General features: G+C 45.6%; 15 protein-coding genes. All 15 read right to left on the bottom strand.

Features of this window, described 5'->3' with window-relative positions; genetic code table 11:
• Positions 1–11: 11 nt before the first annotated feature.
• Positions 12–824, bottom strand: a complete 813-nt coding sequence (locus tag AWM73_RS02195; RefSeq protein WP_060777888.1) for a Cof-type HAD-IIB family hydrolase — start codon at positions 822–824, stop codon at positions 12–14.
• Between the two features lie 592 nt (positions 825–1,416).
• Positions 1,417–4,977 (bottom strand): chromosome segregation protein SMC, encoded by a 3,561-nt coding sequence (gene smc / locus AWM73_RS02190; protein WP_060777887.1) that lies wholly within the window; start codon positions 4,975–4,977, stop codon positions 1,417–1,419.
• 14 nt (positions 4,978–4,991) lie between these two features.
• On the bottom strand, positions 4,992–5,690 hold the full coding sequence (gene rnc, locus AWM73_RS02185; protein WP_060777886.1) for a ribonuclease III: 699 nt from the start codon (positions 5,688–5,690) through the stop codon (positions 4,992–4,994).
• A gap of 18 nt (positions 5,691–5,708) precedes the next feature.
• Positions 5,709–5,954, bottom strand: coding sequence for an acyl carrier protein (gene acpP / locus AWM73_RS02180; protein WP_060777885.1), 246 nt, complete (start codon positions 5,952–5,954; stop codon positions 5,709–5,711).
• A 39-nt stretch (positions 5,955–5,993) separates the two neighbouring features.
• Entirely contained in the window at positions 5,994–7,013 is a 1,020-nt protein-coding gene (gene plsX, locus AWM73_RS02175) for a phosphate acyltransferase PlsX (RefSeq protein WP_060777884.1), read from the bottom strand.
• A 23-nt stretch (positions 7,014–7,036) separates the two neighbouring features.
• Positions 7,037–9,076, bottom strand: a complete 2,040-nt coding sequence (recG, locus tag AWM73_RS02170; protein ID WP_060777883.1) for an ATP-dependent DNA helicase RecG — start codon at positions 9,074–9,076, stop codon at positions 7,037–7,039.
• Between the two features lie 27 nt (positions 9,077–9,103).
• On the bottom strand, positions 9,104–10,108 hold the full coding sequence (locus tag AWM73_RS02165; protein WP_060785021.1) for an MsnO8 family LLM class oxidoreductase: 1,005 nt from the start codon (positions 10,106–10,108) through the stop codon (positions 9,104–9,106).
• 64 nt (positions 10,109–10,172) lie between these two features.
• Positions 10,173–11,840, bottom strand: coding sequence for a DAK2 domain-containing protein (locus AWM73_RS02160; protein ID WP_060777881.1), 1,668 nt, complete (start codon positions 11,838–11,840; stop codon positions 10,173–10,175).
• Between the two features lie 21 nt (positions 11,841–11,861).
• Positions 11,862–12,224 (bottom strand): Asp23/Gls24 family envelope stress response protein, encoded by a 363-nt coding sequence (locus AWM73_RS02155; RefSeq protein WP_013668911.1) that lies wholly within the window; start codon positions 12,222–12,224, stop codon positions 11,862–11,864.
• Positions 12,225–12,429: 205 nt separating this feature from the next.
• A complete protein-coding gene (gene rpmB / locus AWM73_RS02150; RefSeq protein ID WP_041706165.1) occupies positions 12,430–12,618 on the bottom strand; it encodes a 50S ribosomal protein L28 in 189 nt (62 codons plus the stop codon).
• Between the two features lie 100 nt (positions 12,619–12,718).
• Positions 12,719–13,390, bottom strand: a complete 672-nt coding sequence (locus AWM73_RS02145; protein ID WP_060777880.1) for a thiamine diphosphokinase — start codon at positions 13,388–13,390, stop codon at positions 12,719–12,721.
• Positions 13,391–13,405: 15 nt separating this feature from the next.
• A complete protein-coding gene (gene rpe / locus AWM73_RS02140) occupies positions 13,406–14,053 on the bottom strand; it encodes a ribulose-phosphate 3-epimerase (protein WP_060777879.1) in 648 nt (215 codons plus the stop codon).
• Entirely contained in the window at positions 14,050–14,982 is a 933-nt protein-coding gene (gene rsgA, locus AWM73_RS02135; protein WP_060777878.1) for a ribosome small subunit-dependent GTPase A, read from the bottom strand. Before rsgA ends, rpe begins: the two co-directional genes overlap by 4 nt.
• On the bottom strand, positions 14,975–17,026 hold the full coding sequence (gene pknB, locus AWM73_RS02130) for a Stk1 family PASTA domain-containing Ser/Thr kinase (RefSeq protein ID WP_060777877.1): 2,052 nt from the start codon (positions 17,024–17,026) through the stop codon (positions 14,975–14,977). The genes rsgA and pknB overlap by 8 nt, the downstream gene beginning before the upstream one ends.
• Positions 17,023–17,766, bottom strand: coding sequence for a Stp1/IreP family PP2C-type Ser/Thr phosphatase (locus AWM73_RS02125; RefSeq protein WP_060777876.1), 744 nt, complete (start codon positions 17,764–17,766; stop codon positions 17,023–17,025). Before AWM73_RS02125 ends, pknB begins: the two co-directional genes overlap by 4 nt.
• Positions 17,767–17,777 lie beyond the last annotated feature (11 nt).

Here is a 17,777-nt window from a genome sequence, read left to right as displayed (position 1 = left end):
GTTTCACTCCCTTATGACTTCAATACCAATTCTTCAATGGCATGGGCAACCCCATCGTCCATATTAGATTTGGTAATATAGTCAGCATATTTTTTTATTGCTTCATTGCCATTAGCCATGACAACGGCTGTTCCTGCCCATTGTAACATAGCCTTATCGTTCTCTTCATCACCAATGGCCATGACCTCACTAACATCGATATTTAAATAATTGGCCAAGGCCGCCAAACCTTGTCCCTTATCCACGCCCTTAGGCATGACCTCCAACTGATGGCCGTGAGAACGCATGACGGAATAGTCTTGATAAAGCCAGTCCGGCAATTTTGATAGCTGGTCTTCAATATGTTCCTTAGGGGTATTGGTCACCGTTTTATAAAAATGATGGTCCATACCCACAGCTTCCAAGTCAAAAGGGACAAAGGGAAGAAAAGGCATTTGTTGGTCATAGTGACCCGGCCAGTCCTTGGGATACTTCAAACGATGGACAGTATTAATGTCTACCGCATCAATAGGCAAGCCCAGCGGATACATCATGTCATAAATCCGCAACACATCTGCTGTCGTCATAATGGTTTCAGAAATAATCTCGCGGGAATCATTATGTAGAACTAAGCCACCATTATAGGTAATAGAGAAATGTTTCGCAGTATTCATGTTAAAGCGATCCAAGGCAAATTGAATGCCTTCAATGGGACGACCGGTGCAAATCACCACTTCAATCCCCGCTTCCACCGCTCTTCTTATGGTAGAAGCATTGGCTTCACTAATGGTCTTATCATCGCGTAATAAGGTTCCATCTAAGTCAATAGCAATAAGTTTAATCATGCAATCTATCCTTTATAAATCCTTAGCGCATGCCGAAGCAAACTTTACAAAATTTCTTTCTCATTATATCACAGATCAAGAAAATAACCCATTTTGGAAAGGATGTGAGGAAGGATCAGTGAGGGAGATTCCTTGGAAGAAAAGATGATAAGATCAGCTTGCTGATCGTTCAACTTTTCTGAAAGGACATCCCCTTACCCTTCCGAACTCAACTAAGGAGAGTGTGAGCTGACGGCAAAAAGTGAAACGCTGGAAGAAATATGCGGAAATCCTTGAAAAGGATTGACAAATATTTCTGAAGCGGAGGTCACTTTTGTCAGCGAACAGGTTTGGGGAGAGTGTGACAAGCGCGCCAAAAGGCAAGACCGCTACGCATACTATATCTGTAACTCGCTAACGCTTCGAACAGCTATAGCAAACTGGAGCTAAAGGGCGAAAGAAGTCTCCAAGAGACTTCGTCGACCTTTAGTGAAGTGGACGCTTGCTCTGCTCTTGGAGCAGGTTTGGAGAGTGTGAGCTGACGGCAAATCCTTAACTAAAAAAGCTGGGAGACTCGCCCCCAGCCTTGATGACTTTTTAAATCCATTATCTCCTAATTCAACTGGTCATCAACGTCTTCTAAACGAACCGAAGCCAGCTGGGAAATTCCCTCTTGTTGCATGGTCACGCCATAGAGAATGTTAGCGGCTTCCATGGTTCCCTTACGATGAGAAATAACAATAAATTGAGTTTTTTGAGCAAATTTTTGCAAATAGCGCCCATAGCGGGCCACATTGGCATCATCTAAGGCGGCTTCAACTTCATCCAGAATGGAGAAAGGCACCGTTTTGACATCCAAAATAGCAAAGAGCAGGGCAATAGCAGTAAGGGCCCGCTCACCGCCCGATAATAAGCTCAAGAGCTGGAGTTTCTTCCCTGGTGGTTGGGCCATGATTTCTACCCCAGTATTCAGTAAGTCATTGGGATCGGTAAGCTTGAGGGTCGCCTTCCCCCCACCAAAGAGAGCCGGGAAAATACTTTCAAAGGCGTCGCGGATAGCTTCAAAGGTAGTCTTAAAGCGGCTAGAGACTTCACTGTCCATTTCAGCAATGGTTTGATAGAGATTTTCACGAGCATCGATAGCATCTTGGCGCTGTTTATCGATAAAGCAAAAACGCTCATAGACCTCATCATATTCCTCAATGGCCTGCATATTCACTGGTCCCAGGCTGTCAATGGCCTGCTTTAATTGCTTAACCCGGCTGGAGGCTTGGTCAATCGACATGGTTAACTGACTTTCTGCCCGCGCCCGTTCATAGGTCAAACCGTATGATTCACTCAACTGTTCCAGGTGATTATCGATTGAAACCTCATAGCGACTGGCACTGGCTTCTAACTTAGCAATACTTTGTAAGTTGCTTTGAATTTCTGAGTTCAGTTGACTAATCATTTGATTGGCAGCTTCAACCTTTTGACTAGCTTTCTGGCGTTCTTCTTTGGCTGTTTTTAACTGAGACTGGATATCTTTACTTTGCTTTTGGAAACTTTGTAATTGAGCCTCTAAATGCTTTTTCTTCTCCTCCTGGTCGCTATCATTAGTCAGAGCTTGGCTGAGTAAGTTAGCAAGTTCTTGATAAGACTTTTCCTGGTCAGCGAGCTCTGCGGATAAACTGTTTTTTCGGTCCTTAGCCTGCTTCACTTGCTCCTTGGTGACCGCAAAGTCAGTCGCAATCTGTTGAAACTCGTCTTGCAAGTGGGCTTTTTGTTGGCCCTTTTCTTCATCAGAGAGTAAACGAGCATCGATCTTGGCCTTGGCTGCTTGAATTTTTCCCTGTAAGTGAGTCAGTTTTTTCTGACTGGTGGCCAGGTCTGCCTGACTCTGCTCAACATCCTCTTGGCTGAGATTTTTCTCATAGTCTTGGCCTTGAACTTCCTTAGCCAATTTCTCCAGCTCTTGAGTCAAGCGCTCCCTTTCGGTCTGGCTAGAGCGCAGGTCATAGCGGGCTTCACTGCCCTTTTCTTTCAAGCTTTCTAAGGCCTGGGCCATCTGATCTTGGTCTTTCTCTTGGGTCGCTATCCGGCTAGCTGCTTCTTGGTAAGCGGCTTCCATAGACTCAATCGCTTGGCTTAAGCTTTGGATGTCATTTTTACGACTAAGGAGGGAGGTCTGGGTCCGCTTATTAGCACCCCCGGTTAAGGATCCGCCTGCATTAACGAGGTCCCCGGTCAAAGTGACGATCCGGTAACGAGCATGGAGGGCCTGGGATAGACGGCGAGCCCCGGTTAAGTCCTCAGCCAGAATGATATTTCCCATCACATTTTCCATGACGGTTTGAAATTGATCGTCAAAGTCTACCAAGTCAACCAACAGGCCGATATAAGCGGGATCAGCTTGGACCCGGCTGACTTGCTGGTCACTGATTCGCCGACTTTTCATAGTATCCAGGGGGAGGAAGGTCGCCCGCCCAGCCTTCTTGGCCTTCAAGTAGGTAATCACTTCCTGGGCCACTTGGCCATCCTGGGTGACGATATTTTGCATGCTGCCCCCTAAGGCCGTTTCTACCGCCAGGGTATAGTCCTCAGGCACATCGATCAATTCCGCAATAGCCCCAAAAATCCCTCTTTTTTGACTCTTTAATTTCAGGGCGTTTTTAACCCCGTAATAAAAGCCTTCGTGATTATCCTCTAAATTCTTTAAGGAATCTAATTGAGCTTGCTTTCTCAAAAGCTTTTGATTGAGTGTCTGGTTAGCATTGGTCGCCTTTTGAACTTGGGCTTGGGCTTGTTGCAAGGACTGGACTTGGGTTTGGTATTCTTGGAGCAAGTCTTTTAACCTTTGCTCTTTGTGACTAATTTCTTGGTCCAATTCTTCCTGCTGGTCTTCCAGTTTAGCCTGTTCTTTTTTAGTGGACCGGATCCTCTCAGCATATTTTTCTTGGTTCTTTTGCCCTTGTTGGATATCCTTCTCATTTTGCTGGATTTGATTAGATAAATGACTCTCTTCCTGTAAATAAGCGATATATTGGTTACGTAAATCTTCCAAATCTTCTTCGCTATAATCACTTAAAGCGGCTAATTGATCCTTGAGGGATTGATAGGAGTCGGCTTGGCTTTGATAAGTTTCTTGGTACTTATCTAGCTGAGCCTGGTTACTTTTTAAGTTTGCTTTCAGTTTTTCAATTTTTGCTTGTAAATTGGCCTGTTCTTTTTCTTGGCTTTGGCGGTTAGACTGGATAAAACGCTGCTCCTGCTCCATCATTTGCAGTTGACTACGCAATTTCTCCCCAGCCTGGAGCTTGACCACATAGTTGTCATTGAGATCATTGACACGGTCATCAGACTGTTCTTCAGCAACCTTGGCTTGGGAGAGAGCTGTTTCTTCCTGGTCAAGCTGCCTCTTCTTAGTTTCATTGCTTGCTTGAATGCTTTCCAAATCTTTTTTAGCCAGTTGCCATTGTTCATTGAGGGTTTCAATTTGAACGGCAGTCAGGGCAATTTCAATTTGACTGAGCTCTTGCTTCTTATCCCGGTAGGAAACGGCTGCTTCTTTTTGCTCCTTGAGGGGGTCCAAGCGCCCTTCAATTTCTGACAAGATATCTTCAATTCGATTTAAATTCTCTTGAGACCGGTCAAGCTTACGTTCAGCTTCTTGCTTCTTACTCTTATACTTCATGACCCCAGCAGCTTCTTCAAAGATAGCGCGCCGCTCTTCAGCCCGCTGGGTAAAGATTTCTTCCACCTTACCTTGGGAAATAATAGAGAAGGATTCCTTCCCCACTCCCGTATCCATCATTAACTGGGTGATATCCTTTAAGCGGCAATTTTGGCCATTAATTTTATAGATACTGTCCCCCGAACGGGTATAGCGTCTCAAGACCGAGACTTCATCACTATCCATATCAAGAACCCGGTCACTGTTATCAAAAGTTAAAACAACCTGGGCGTATTGGGATTGCCGTCGACTTTGTGAACCTGAGAAAATAACGTCATCCATTCTTTTCCCCCGCAGTGATTTCGCGGATTGTTCACCGAGCACCCATTTCACTGCTTCAGTGATATTCGATTTACCACTACCGTTTGGTCCAACTATGGCTGTAAAACCCCGGTCGAGTTCAACCCGGGTTTTCTCTGCAAAGCTCTTAAAACCGACCATTTCAATTGTTTTTAAATACACACACTTGCCGTCCTTTATTTATCTTTTTGTATATCCTCGAGGGCCTGTTTGGCTGCCGCCTGTTCAGCGTGCTTCTTGGAAGTCCCCTGGCCTTGCCCGATGATTTCACCATCCAAACAGACCGCTACTTCAAAACGTTTATTATGGGAGGGTCCAGATTCCTTCAACAAACGATAAGATAGGTTAATCTGACCATCTTTTTGTAGTTCTTCTTGGAGGGCGGTTTTATTGTCTCGGTGGTCCTTAAATTCACCGCTCTCGATCTTAGGATAAATGGTTTGCTCTAGAAACTTCTCAATAGCATCTAACCCAAGATCAAGATATAAGGCTCCCACAACGGCTTCAAATAAATCACAAAGTAAGGAAGAACGTTCGCGACCACCATTGGCTTCTTCACCGTGCCCTAGACGGACGTATTGGTCAAAGCCACACTCCTTACACCGTTTACTCAAACTTTCCTCACAGACAATTAAAGCCCGAATCCGAGATAAGTCGCCTTCTGGCAGTTGGGGAAAGTAATGGTAGAGGAAATTAGACACCGTTAATTCTAAAACGGCATCGCCTAAAAACTCAATCCGTTCATTATCTTCTAAATTTTCTTTGCGTTTTTCATTCACATAGGATGAATGGGTGAAGGCAATTTGATAATGACGTTTTTCTTGAATGTCCAAATCAAATTGTTCTTTAAAAAGCTGCTTAATGGCTTTAAACATGGTTTTCCTCCTTAATAATTAACTCTTTTTCGCCAAACTGATAGCATCAACTAATTCTTCTAAGGTTTCAATATGGTCTGCGGTTGAATCGGGAATGGAGACCTTGAAATAATCTTCTAAGGTCATGACCAGCTCCACAATATCTAAGGAATCCGCCCCCAGGTCCTTAGATAAGTGGGTGGTTTTATCGATTTTCTCATCTTCCAAACCGAATCGCTCGCTGATCATTTCTCGAATGATATCAAAAATTTTTCTCTCTTCCATAGTTGGTCTTCCTTCCCAAAGCAATTCCTTTCTAAAGAACTAGTCTTCTGCTTGAATTTCCTTATTAGTGATTTGTTGGGCCAGACTGTCATAGGTGCCTGACTTGACAATTTGCCGGGCCTGGCCGATGGTTGCAGCAACGGTCTTGGCACTAGCGTTACCGTGACACTTAATCACTGGGGCTTTAACCCCAAACAGGGTCGCTCCACCAACACTTTCAATATCAAATTGTCCTAGGGTTTCCTTTAAGGAATTTTTTATCAATAGAGCTCCTAATTTTGTTTTTAGGTTCCCTGATTTGAGGCTATGACTGACTAATGTAAGAATCTCTTTAGCTGTCCCTTCAATGGCCTTTAGAACGGCATTACCGGTAAAGCCATCACTAACCACCACATCGCAGGCCCCAGCTAAGATGTCACGGGATTCCACATTACCGATGAAGTGGATCTGTTCTTCTTGGCTCAATAATTCAAAGGCTTCTTTAGTGACTTTGTTGCCCTTAGTATCCTCAGAGCCATTATTCAGAAGCCCCACCCGTGGCTGACTCTTGCCTAAGACATCCTTGGCATATTGGTTACCCATCAAGGCATTCTCCCAAAGTTGCTTGGCCTTGGCATCGGCATTAGCGCCCATATCTACCAAGACAAAGGATTCCCCTGATTCTCTTAAATTAGGTAGGGTTCCCAATAAGGCCGGACGGTCAATTCCTTTAATTCGTCCGACTAGCAAGGTTCCTGCTGCTAAGAGGGCCCCCGTATTACCGGCTGAGACCAAGGCATGAGCCTGACCCTTCTTTACCGCCTTAGCGGCAACAACCATGGAGGCATCCTTCTTGCGGCGGATGGCCCGGACTGGTTCATCATCACCAGCAATTTTTTCAGAACAATGGACAATCTCAATAGGATAGTCGCCCTCAGGGAGCAAGGCTTGGATTTGGTCTTGGTCCCCATAGAGCAGAATCTGAATATCGGAATAGGTCTGGACTGCTGCCAGGGCCCCTTCCACGATAGCTTGAGGGGCGTGGTCACCACCCATAGCATCTACTGCAATTTTAATCATGTGCTTCACTCCTTTAGCCTCGATCAGGCTTGACGTTCTTCTTCCACTTGATTCAACCAGGCGCCTAGTAAGGGATAGTCCTGGGCATTTTCCATGAGGTAGGGAGCAAATTGAATAGCGTCCTGGCGGCTATATTCCAGAATCTCACCATCTTCGACCGGGTCGGCTAAGTGGAATTCAGGTAAGCCACTTTGCTTGGTTCCAAAATAGTCCCCTGCTCCCCGCAACTCTAAGTCTTGCTGGCTCAAATAAAAGCCATCATTGGACTCAGTCATTATTCGCATCCGTTCTTTACCGTTTTCCGTATGGGGGTCAGCCAACAAGAGACAGAAAGAGGCTGCCTGGCCCCGGCCAACCCGACCTCGTAATTGGTGGAGCTGGGCTAGACCGAAGTGGTCGGCATCCAAGATAACCATTAAGCTAGCATTGGGAACATTGACTCCCACCTCAACCACCGTCGTGGCAACCAGAAGCTGGATCGTATTTTCACTATAGGCCTGCATGACAGCTTCTTTTTCTTCATTAGATAACTGCCCATGAAGGAGACCGACCTGGTAGTGGTCCCCAAAACGGGCCTGGTAATCAACATAAATTTTCTCTGCGTTTTGGGCCTCGACTTTTTCTGACTCTCCTACCAGGGGACAAATAATATAAGCTTGTCGCCCCTTAGCTAGTTCCTGCTTTAAGAGGTAGTCGACCTGGCTAGCCTCCTGGGGCCTTAGCCAGAGGGTCTTAACCGGCTGACGGCCAGCGGGGAGTTCCTTTAATTTGGAAACTTCCATATCGCCCATCAAAGTAATCTCTAGGGTCCGGGGAATGGGGGTAGCGGTCATATAGAGAACATTGGGATGGCGGTCTGTATTCTTATCGATTAATTGCCGACGCTGCTTAACCCCAAAACGATGCTGCTCATCGATAATGACTAGCCCCAGGTCCTTAAAATGAACATCTTCCTGGAAGAGGGCATGGGTGCCGATCATTAAGTCAAGGTCTCCCTGGGCCAGCTGGGCGAGGATTTGCTTGCGTTCTTTGCCCTTGGTAGACCCGGTTAACAAGGCACAGCGCAGTCCTGTGGCTTGGTAGATACTTTGGGCCTCTTTAAAATGCTGTTCAGCTAAAATTTCGGTAGGTACCATTAAGGCCCCTTGAAAGCCAGCCGATACAGCAGCCGCTAGAGCGATTAAAGCCACAATGGTCTTCCCACTCCCCACGTCCCCTTGCAAAAGCCGGTTCATGGGATAGGGCTGTAGGAGGTCCCGACAAATTTGATTAGTAACTTCTTTTTGTCCCTGGGTCAATTCAAAGGGAATCGAGCGGATAAATTCTTTCAGCTGGTCATTGTCATAGAGAATCTGTACCCCTGCTTCTTGGTAGCGCTGGTTGAGCTTGCGCCATTGGATACGGAGACTATAAAGAAAGAGTTCCTGGTACTTAATCTGGCGCCGGGCATGCTGGCTATCAGACTCAGTATTTGGAAAATGCATTAAGCGAATGGCCTGGCGATGGGGAATTAACTGGTAGCGCCTTGACAATTCTTCGGGGATTAGCTCAGGAATCTGATCTTCATACTGGTCAAGAGCTGTCTTAATTAACTGCCTTAAAGCGGACTGTGAGAGCCCCTTGGTGGTATGGTAGACAGAGGCAGTCTCATTATCCTCACTGGAAAAATTAATGAGTTTAATTCCCAATAATTGCTGGCGCTTAGCTTCATAGGTCCCATAGATCAAGATCTCTTCTTGGCTGTGAATTTGCTTTTTGAGGTAGGCTTGGTTGAAGAAATTGACATTGATAATTTCATGGTCCACCTGCAAACGAAAATGGAGGCGGTTGCCCTTACGTCCCCGAAAATAATTTACCACGGGTTCAGTAACCACACGGCCCTTCAAGGTTGCCTTTTGGTTATCAGCCAATTCCTGAATACTTTTAACCGACAAATCTTCATAACGGAAAGGAAATTGACAGAGTAAATCATAAATGCTTTCAATCTTCAAACGCTTCAACAGGGCCGCTTTTTTCGGGCCTACTCCAGTTAAGACGCTGACTGGATCAGTGATACTCGACATTAACTTACTCCTTCCCGCTATAGGCTACTATAGATCGATGTCCGCTAAGATATTAATTAAGTCGCGGCGATAATTGTAACCAGATAATTGGTTTACCACCAGGAATTCATCACAGTCTAATTCTTTCATCAAATGGCTAAATTTAGCCTGAATTTCTTTAGGGCTAGCGATTAATTTAGCCTCTTGGTAGTGGTCAATGGTTTCCTTCTCCTCATCAGAAAAAGGATAGAATTCCGCTTCCTCCACACTCAAGAGTTGGTACAAGGCCCGCTTGTTACTCCTAAAGGTCAGTATCCAAGCATTAATGGCCTTCTCCAAGCCTTCTAAGACATTTTCATCATAGGCCGAAATGACATAGAGAGACACCATGACATGGGGGGTATTACTAATCCCATTGGGTTTAAAATACTTGCGATAAATGCGGATGGCTTCTTTACATTCCTCATAGGAAGGATTGAGGAAGAGACCAAAGAGCATGCCCCAGCCTTGTTCAGCAATATAGCGAACGTGGCGGGTGGAGGTCACCATGACATAATAAGGAATCTCATGGTCAAATAAGACTGGCATGGCCCGAGCTTTTCCTTCTTGGTGGACTGACCGTTGATCATGCATATAGTCATAAAGGGCGACTAATTCATCCTTATAGGGTTTGGGATTCTTAAAGTCAAAGCCCCCCATTTCCTTTTGGTCAGCCTGTTCCTTAGGATTACTATAACCTACCCCCGCTTCAATCCGGTGGGGGGCTAAGCATTCCAAGACTTTAAAGTTCTCAGCCAATTGATAGGCACTTAAATTATCCAGCATCACCCCACCTGTGCCCAGGCGGATATGCTTGGTAATTGCCGCTGCGTAGCCTAATGTGACTTGGGGGCTTGACCCTAAGAGTGCCGGGGTACTGTGGTGTTCAGCAAACCAGTAACGAGCCAGTCCCTTTTCATCTGCCAATTGTAATAAATTCATGGCGCTTTTAAAGGATTCGATCGCCGTCATTTCACGATCGCGAGGGATAAAATCCAAAATACCTATTTTCATATGACTCATTCTCTTTCACCCTTCTAAATATAGAAAACAGACTGCAAGACAGCCTGTTTCTTAACTATTCAACAGAAATTAAGTAACTATAGACAGGCTGGTCCCCTTTATAGACTTCAACTTCTAATTGATCATTATCTTCAGTGATAAGGTCGGCTAACTGACTAGCCTCTTCTTCACTGATGTCTTCACCATAGATTAAAGTCACTAATTCACTTTCTTCATCGGTTAAGGCCTGGACTGTTTTACGGGCTGCCTGACTCTTATCCTTATCACAGACTTGAATATCGCCTTCAACGAGGCCCATATAGTCACCCTTGTGGATGGTTAAACCAGAGATGGAGGTGTCCCGAATCGCATGGGTCACTTGCCCACTCTTGACTTCATGGAAGGCTTCTTTCATGGAGCTTTCATTACTTGCTAAGTCATCATTGAGGTTAAAGCCAAGTAAAGCTGCTAATCCTTGGGTAATCGACTCGGTTTCCAAGACCACGGTAGGTACTTCGCTAACGTCAGCTGCTTGTTTAGCCGCCATAAAGATATTCTTATTGTTAGGTAAGAGGATGATATTTTCAGCGTTAACCGCTTCAATGGCCTTAACAAAGTCTTCCGTTGACGGATTCATGGTTTGGCCACCGGAAATGATGTAGCTAGCCCCCGCCTCTTTAAAGAGTTCGCTCACGCCTTCACCGGCACAAACAGCAATAATACTGTAGGCTTGTTTTTCCTTAGGGGCTGACTTGGCCTTATTGGTCAAGATATCCTCATGTTGCTGGCGCATATTATCCACTTTCACCTTGATTAAGGTCCCAAATTTTTGCCCATAATTGAGGACATCACCAGGACGTTCAGTGTGGACATGGACCTTGACTACTTCATCATCATTAACCACTAATAAGGAATCCCCGCGTTCACTTAGGTAATTTCGAAAAGTCTCATAGTCAAAGTCTTCATAGTCTTCTGAGCCTTGACCTAAAGCCACCATAATTTCGGTACAGAAGCCGAATTTGATATCTTCTGAAGACACGGAATGGGAAGTATTATAGTAATTTTCTTCATGGGCTAATTCCGTGAGGTCAGTATTTTCCACATTGGTATGGAAACTAGCAACCGCTTCACCCGTCAAGGCCTCTAAGAAGCCAGCATAGATTAAGCAAAGTCCCTGACCGCCAGAATCAACAACGCCTACTTCTTTTAATACAGGAAGCAGGTTAGGGGTGTTCTCTAAAGCCAAGTTAGCGCCTTCAGAAACAGCGCGCATAACCTCTATGACGTCATCACTCTTTTCAGCTTGGACTAGACCGGCTTCTGCTCCCTCACGGACCACGGTCAAGATCGTTCCTTCCACTGGCTTCATGACTGCCTTATAGGCCGACTTAACCGCCTGGTCAAAGCTATTAGCTAGGGCCTTGGCATCTAACTTTTCGAGACCCTTACAGCCCTTAGCAAAGCCTCTAAAGATTTGGGATAGGATTACGCCGGAATTTCCCCGTGCACCCATTAGCAAACCCTTAGCTAGGGCATCAGCGACTTCTTCGACACTTTGCCCATCGTTCTTCTCGACTCCGTCTAAGCCCGCTGAAAAGGATAGGTTCATATTGGTTCCTGTATCCCCATCAGGTACCGGAAAGACATTTAAGGAATCGACATAATCTGCTCCTTGCTTTAACTTGTCGCAACCTACGGCAACCATGTTTCTTAATTCTGATGCATCAATGACTAACTGACTCATGCAGCGTCTTCCTCCCTTCGCTTATTGATCCTCTGTATATATGCCTTGGACAAAGACGTTCACTACATTAGCAGTGATGCCTAGTTGCCGTCCTAAATCATATTTTACAGAGCGTTGCACGTTACGACAAATTTCTGAGATCTTGGTGCCATAGTTTACCATAATATAAACATCGACGATCACCAGATCAGCCTCGCTACGCACAACGACTCCCTTGGTATAATTTTCAATTTTTAAGATTTCAGAAATGCCATCACGGATTTGGTTCTTGCTGGCCATGCCGACCACACCATAATTTTGTGTGGTAGCCATTCCCACAACCTTAGCAATCACGTCATTAGTAATTTCAATTTCGCCATATTCAGAATCCATTTTTACAGGCATTGTTTTTCCTCCTTGTTAATAAGAGTCATTTTTTCGATGAATACGCTTGAAGATTCTTATATCATAATCCTTTTCCCATTGTACCAGTTTTTGGCGGATATTGCACTCTCTGGCCTAAATTAAAAGCTAATAATAAAAAAACACATTAGCGGTAGAATGATTAACACTCTATGGCTAATGTGATTTTCTATCGTTAGTTTGTTGACTAAACACGTTGAACTTTTCCTGATTTAAGGGCACGAGCTGAAACCCAAACACGTTTAGGTTTTCCATCAACTAACACACGAACTTTTTGCAAGTTTGGTTTAAAGGTACGTTTTGAGCTGTTTAAAGCGTGTGAACGGTTGTTTCCAGATTTTGCTTTACGACCTGTGAAATAACATTGTTTTGCCATGTTGAATAACTCCCTTCTTACAGTTTTTTGAACATACTAGAATATTTTATCATAGGGGTTACTGGGTTGCAAGTTCTTTTAGAAAATACTTAGCAAATAACTAGTGAGCATCCCGGGTTTGTAAGACCATCAAGAGCCCAGAAGTAAAGCTTAAGGACATGGGGCATCCATCAGGGAGAAACTCGTTAGAAATAAAGGACCGCGGGTTATCAGAAGCAAAGTCCTCTAAGCGGTATTTGACGTCTTTTAAGGTCAGCCCGCTCACGGGCCCCATAGAGATCAAGGAAAGATAAGTCATCCCTGCATAGGGATAAATGGTATGGTCACCAGGCTCCAAAAAGCGAACCGTGTTGGTGACGGAAACAAATTCTAAGCGAGAGATGACCGGTTGAAAACGGTCTTGGTAGGCCATCCAGAGGTTATTAAGGGTATGGTCGAGACGACCACCCAGCATGCCATAAAAAATGATATGTTCAGCCTGGGGCCAATTTTTTATCATTTCCACCAGTGCAGCCTCGGTATCAGTATCATTCTTCTCACTGGGTAAGACAATACATTCCTGGGCCGCTTCTTGGATCGCTTGTCTTTCCTCCGCGGTCACCGAATCAAAGTCCCCCACAGCCAGGTTGAGGGGTAAGCCGGCCCAGAGCAACTCTCTCGCCCCACGGTCAATGCCTACCCAGGCCACTTGAGGGTCGCTTTTGTAGCTAGCAATAATGGGATTGTCCAAATGGGCAATGGCGCTTCCCACAGCAATAATACGTTGAATCATTTTCCTCACTCACTTTTAGCAGCAAGCATCGCGCAAGGAAGCGATGGCTTGGTTAGAATCCCCTTTGTAGACATAAGAGCCGGAAACAAAGACATCCACCCCTTGGTCGTAGCACTGACGAATGGTGGTGTTATCGATCCCTCCATCGACTTGGATTTGATAATGGTAGCCTTTTTCCTGACGGATTTGGTCCAGTTCAGTCATTTTTTCTACCATATCTGGAATGAAGGCTTGGCCACCAAAGCCTGGGTTAACCGTCATGACTAAGACCATATCAACCATATTCAAGATCGGTGTGATGGCTGCTACTGGAGTCGCTGGGTTAAGCGCCACCGCAGCTTTCATACCTTGGGATTGAATATTTTGAATGGTGCGGTGTAAGTGGGTGACCGCTTCAAAATGCACCGTCATGCTATCTGCTCCCGCTTGGGCTAGGGATTCAATATAGTCATCTGGATTATCCACCATCATATGGCAATCAATGAAGAGTTTGGTGTGAGGACGTAGGGCTTCCACCATGGGCGCACCAAACGTGAGGTTGGGGACAAAGTGGCCATCCATAATATCCACATGAACCCAGTCTGCTCCAGCCTCTTCAATCCGGGCAACTTCTTCACGCATACGACCGGTATCAGCATTTAAAATACTTGGGGCAATTTTCATTTTTTCTTCCTCCTATTTTTCTGTTGGTAATCGGGTTTTTTATTAATAATTTCCTGCAAAAATTCCACATAATGGTCATAACGACTCTGACTAATCTCGCCTGCCTCTAGGGCTGCTTTAATGGCGCATTGGGGCTCGTGAGTGTGGGAGCATTCCCGGAACTTACAGAAATCACTCCGCTCTCTCATTTCAGGGAAGTAGTCTCCCAGGTCTTCCTTTTCAATGCTATCTAAGCTTAAACTGGAAAAGCCAGGCGTGTCGACTAGCTTACCCCCATAGACATCATGTAATTCAACATGGCGGGTGGTATGCTTGCCCCGGCCCATCCCCTTAGAAATAGCAGCCGTTTCCTTATGGAGATCAGGCAGGAGATGGTTTAACAAGGTGGTCTTACCAACCCCTGACTGTCCCATAGCGGCAATGGTTTTCCCATGAAAAAGTTCAGTCAGTAAATCTTCGTCTGCTTGAGATAGGTCTAAATTCGTTAAGACTTGGTAGCCCAGGGACTGGTAATTAGCCAAGAGCGTCTGCAATTCTTCACGTTCTGCTTCATCGAGTAAGTCTAACTTGGAAAAGTAAAGCGCTGGTTGGATCCTTTGGCTTTCACTATAGACCAACATGCGGTCAATCAACTTGCTAGGAATGTGTGGTTGAGTCACGGAAGCAACGACAAAGGCTAAGTCAATATTGGCCACGGGCGGCCGGTCAAGCTCATTTTTGCGCTCCTTCACAGCAGTTAAGACCCCTTCATGGGGATTATCTGCTTGAAAGCTGACATAGTCCCCCACTAAGGGGCTCAGCTGTTCCTTACGAAAGAGACCGCGCGCCCGGGTTTGGTAGATCTCTCGACTATCTTGGTCTTCAATATAGTAAAAGCCACTCAAGACCTTAACGATTTGGCCCTGTTTTTCGGTTTCTCTATTAGTCATCGCCTGGTTTCACTCGATTCTCTAAAATCGTCTTGCCGTCACGAACCACCTTGAAACGAGCGGTTTTATTAGGCTCAGTTTCAAAACTCAAAGTATAAGACTTATCGTCAGTGATGGTAAAGTGATCGGCCACTTCATTGTAAGAATGGTTTAAATCATCAATGTAAATCTCAATGTCATTGACTGCCTGCCGTTGAGAAGTAGACTCGCTATCCGAATCTCCACGAGATCTTTTGCCCTTGTAAGGAATAGTGATGGTGTGACGGAAGCTGTGTGTGGGCTCCTCCTCAGGCCCTAAAGAAAGGGTCACAGTCAAATTCGCCCCGCGGTTAAAGTTGGCTCCAGGGGCGATACTTTGGGAGACCACTAAGCCCTTAGGCACCGAATCTGAATTAGCTTCATTAAAGCTAACATTCAAGCCCACACTTTGGGCATATTGTTGGACGCCCGCTTGGTTTAAGCCTTGCAGGTTGGCCATCGTTAAGGGTTCCTTACCCAGACTCACGACCAAGTGCAGGTTGGTTTCACTAGCCACCACACTAGCACCCGGAGCTGGGTTTTGGGAAATCACTTTACCCTTTTCAACCTCTTCACTATAGACTTCTTCACTACTTACAGAAAAGCCTTTCTTCTCAGCATCTTTCTTAGCCTGTTCTAGGGTCTGTCCTTGGTAGTTAGGGATTTCAATGGGTTCCTTACCCTGGCTAATATAGAGATCAATGGGCTGGTCTGCCTTGACCTTTCGCCCACTACTCGGATCGGTCCGGATCACTCGCCCGCTTTCCACCTGGTCGCTATATTCTTGATGGCTCTCACCCAGGCTAAAGCCATTATTAACCAGGCTATTACGGGCCTGGTCTTCGGTCATATTGGTTAAATCAGGGACCGGTTGACTTTGTCCCTGGCCAAAGACAAAGACGCCGAGAAGCAATAAGATAGCCAAGAGCCCCCCAATGAACCAAGGCCATCTCCGCTTGGGCCGACTGGATGTTTTTGGCGGAGCTGCTTTTACTTTTGGCTCACTTTGGGCCTCTGCCTTTTGACTCGCTAAGCCAGCACCGATCGGCATGGCCTTGGTCGCTTGAGCCGTTTCTTTGGGCTCTGGCTTGGCTTGAGGAGTGACCTTAGTTTCGTCAGTAATTTGTTTTTCGATCGCGTCTTTAGCCATAACAATGGTTTCATTCTTCATCAATGAAGGCGTAAATGGTGCTTCATTGGCCCGGCTGGGATCTAGACAGGTCGCTAAATCTTGCCGCATCTGTTCGCAAGTCTGATAGCGTTCATTAGCTTCCTTGGCCGTCGCCTTCATAATAACATTTTGCATGGCTTGAGGGATATCGGAACGGAATTGATTAATATCCGGTAAGGATTCTTGGAAGTGTTGAATGGCTATGCTAACGGCGGATTCCCCGTCGAAGGGGACCTGACCAGTGAGCATTTCAAAGGAAACAATCCCCAAACTATAAATGTCGGATTGGTAACTAGCCATCGACCCCCGGGCTTGTTCGGGGGAGAGGTAATGGACCGAACCAATAATGGTATTGGTCTGGGTAATTGAAGTCTCGGTAGAGACCAAGGCAATCCCAAAGTCCATGATTTTTACCTGACCATCCGGTTTAATCATGATATTTTGCGGTTTTAAGTCCCGGTGGATAATCCCCTTGCGATGGGCGCATTCAACCCCAGCTAGGATTTGCATCATGATTCCTTGATAAGTTTCTTTACTGATGGGATGGTTTTTGCGAATAAATTGTTTAAGGTCAATTCCCTCAATGTATTCCATCACGATATAGTGGCCATCATCATCGTCACCGACATCGTAAATATTAACAATATTGGGGTGGTTTACTTCTGAAATCGACATAGCCTCTCGTTTGAAGCGCCGAGTCGCGTCATCCATATCCGAAGTCCCAATGCGGAGGAATTTAATGGCGACCTCCCGTTCCAAAATCGGATCATAGGCTAAATAGACAGTTGCCATTCCTCCAGAGCCAAGGTGGCGGATAATTTCATAACGATTACCAATCACTTGACCTTGTTTCATGACACATCCCCTCCCTCAATCCTGGCGAGGACCACCGAAATATTATCCCGACCCCCGGCTTGGTTGGCCGCTGCGATTAAGGCCTGAGCTGCTTGATTAACGTCTTCATCGCTAGCGATAATCTGACCGATGTCGTCATCAGTCAGCATATCGGTTAAACCATCTGAACAGAGTAAGAGCATGGTCTGAGCCTCTAAGGCAAACACCGAAATATCCACCTTAATATCTTCGCTTACCCCCACGGTTTGAGTCACAATATTCTTTTGCGGATGGTTTTGGGCTTCAGATGGGGTGATCATGTTCATATCTAAGAGTTCTTGGACAAAGGAATGGTCGCGGGTCAAAGGCTTCAAGGCCTCCCCATCGTAGCAATAGGCCCGACTATCACCGACATGGGCGACAATCCCCTTCCCTTCAATAATCGCAATTCCCACAATAGTGGTCCCCATACCTGACAAATCATTATATTTTTTTGAAGCTTGTAAAACCCGGTCATTAGCTGAAACAATATTATCTTCTAACCAAGTTTGAACCGCTTCAGTATCAGTCTTAGGAGACTCCTCCCAGGCATGGCCAACTGCATAGAGGGCCATTTCACTGGCTACATCCCCAGCATTATGGCCGCCCATGCCGTCACAGAGCAGGAGTAGGGCCTGCTCGGCTTGATTATAAAAAACTCCTACTTGGTCTTGATTTGAGCTTCGAATTTGACCAGTATCGGTCAACTGACTAACTTCCATAGCAATTGCTC

The sequence above is a fragment of the Aerococcus urinae genome, from assembly GCF_001543175.1.
GTDB lineage: Bacteria > Bacillota > Bacilli > Lactobacillales > Aerococcaceae > Aerococcus > Aerococcus urinae.
Note: the sequence above shows the minus strand (reverse complement) of the source record. Positions and strands in the feature narration are given on the sequence as shown.

Coding starts and splice junctions, on each gene's coding strand:
- AWM73_RS02165 (WP_060785021.1), bottom strand. CDS start 10,108: ATGAAAATAGGTATTTTGGATTTTATCCCTCGCGATCGTGAAATGACG.
- AWM73_RS02125 (WP_060777876.1), bottom strand. CDS start 17,766: ATGGAAGTTAGTCAGTTGACCGATACTGGTCAAATTCGAAGCTCAAAT.
- AWM73_RS02155 (WP_013668911.1), bottom strand. CDS start 12,224: ATGCCTGTAAAAATGGATTCTGAATATGGCGAAATTGAAATTACTAAT.
- recG (WP_060777883.1), bottom strand. CDS start 9,076: ATGTCGAGTATCACTGATCCAGTCAGCGTCTTAACTGGAGTAGGCCCG.
- AWM73_RS02195 (WP_060777888.1), bottom strand. CDS start 824: ATGATTAAACTTATTGCTATTGACTTAGATGGAACCTTATTACGCGAT.
- AWM73_RS02160 (WP_060777881.1), bottom strand. CDS start 11,840: ATGAGTCAGTTAGTCATTGATGCATCAGAATTAAGAAACATGGTTGCC.
- rsgA (WP_060777878.1), bottom strand. CDS start 14,982: ATGACTAATAGAGAAACCGAAAAACAGGGCCAAATCGTTAAGGTCTTG.
- plsX (WP_060777884.1), bottom strand. CDS start 7,013: ATGATTAAAATTGCAGTAGATGCTATGGGTGGTGACCACGCCCCTCAA.
- rpe (WP_060777879.1), bottom strand. CDS start 14,053: ATGAAAATTGCCCCAAGTATTTTAAATGCTGATACCGGTCGTATGCGT.
- acpP (WP_060777885.1), bottom strand. CDS start 5,954: ATGGAAGAGAGAAAAATTTTTGATATCATTCGAGAAATGATCAGCGAG.
- rnc (WP_060777886.1), bottom strand. CDS start 5,690: ATGTTTAAAGCCATTAAGCAGCTTTTTAAAGAACAATTTGATTTGGAC.
- rpmB (WP_041706165.1), bottom strand. CDS start 12,618: ATGGCAAAACAATGTTATTTCACAGGTCGTAAAGCAAAATCTGGAAAC.
- AWM73_RS02145 (WP_060777880.1), bottom strand. CDS start 13,390: ATGATTCAACGTATTATTGCTGTGGGAAGCGCCATTGCCCATTTGGAC.
- pknB (WP_060777877.1), bottom strand. CDS start 17,026: ATGAAACAAGGTCAAGTGATTGGTAATCGTTATGAAATTATCCGCCAC.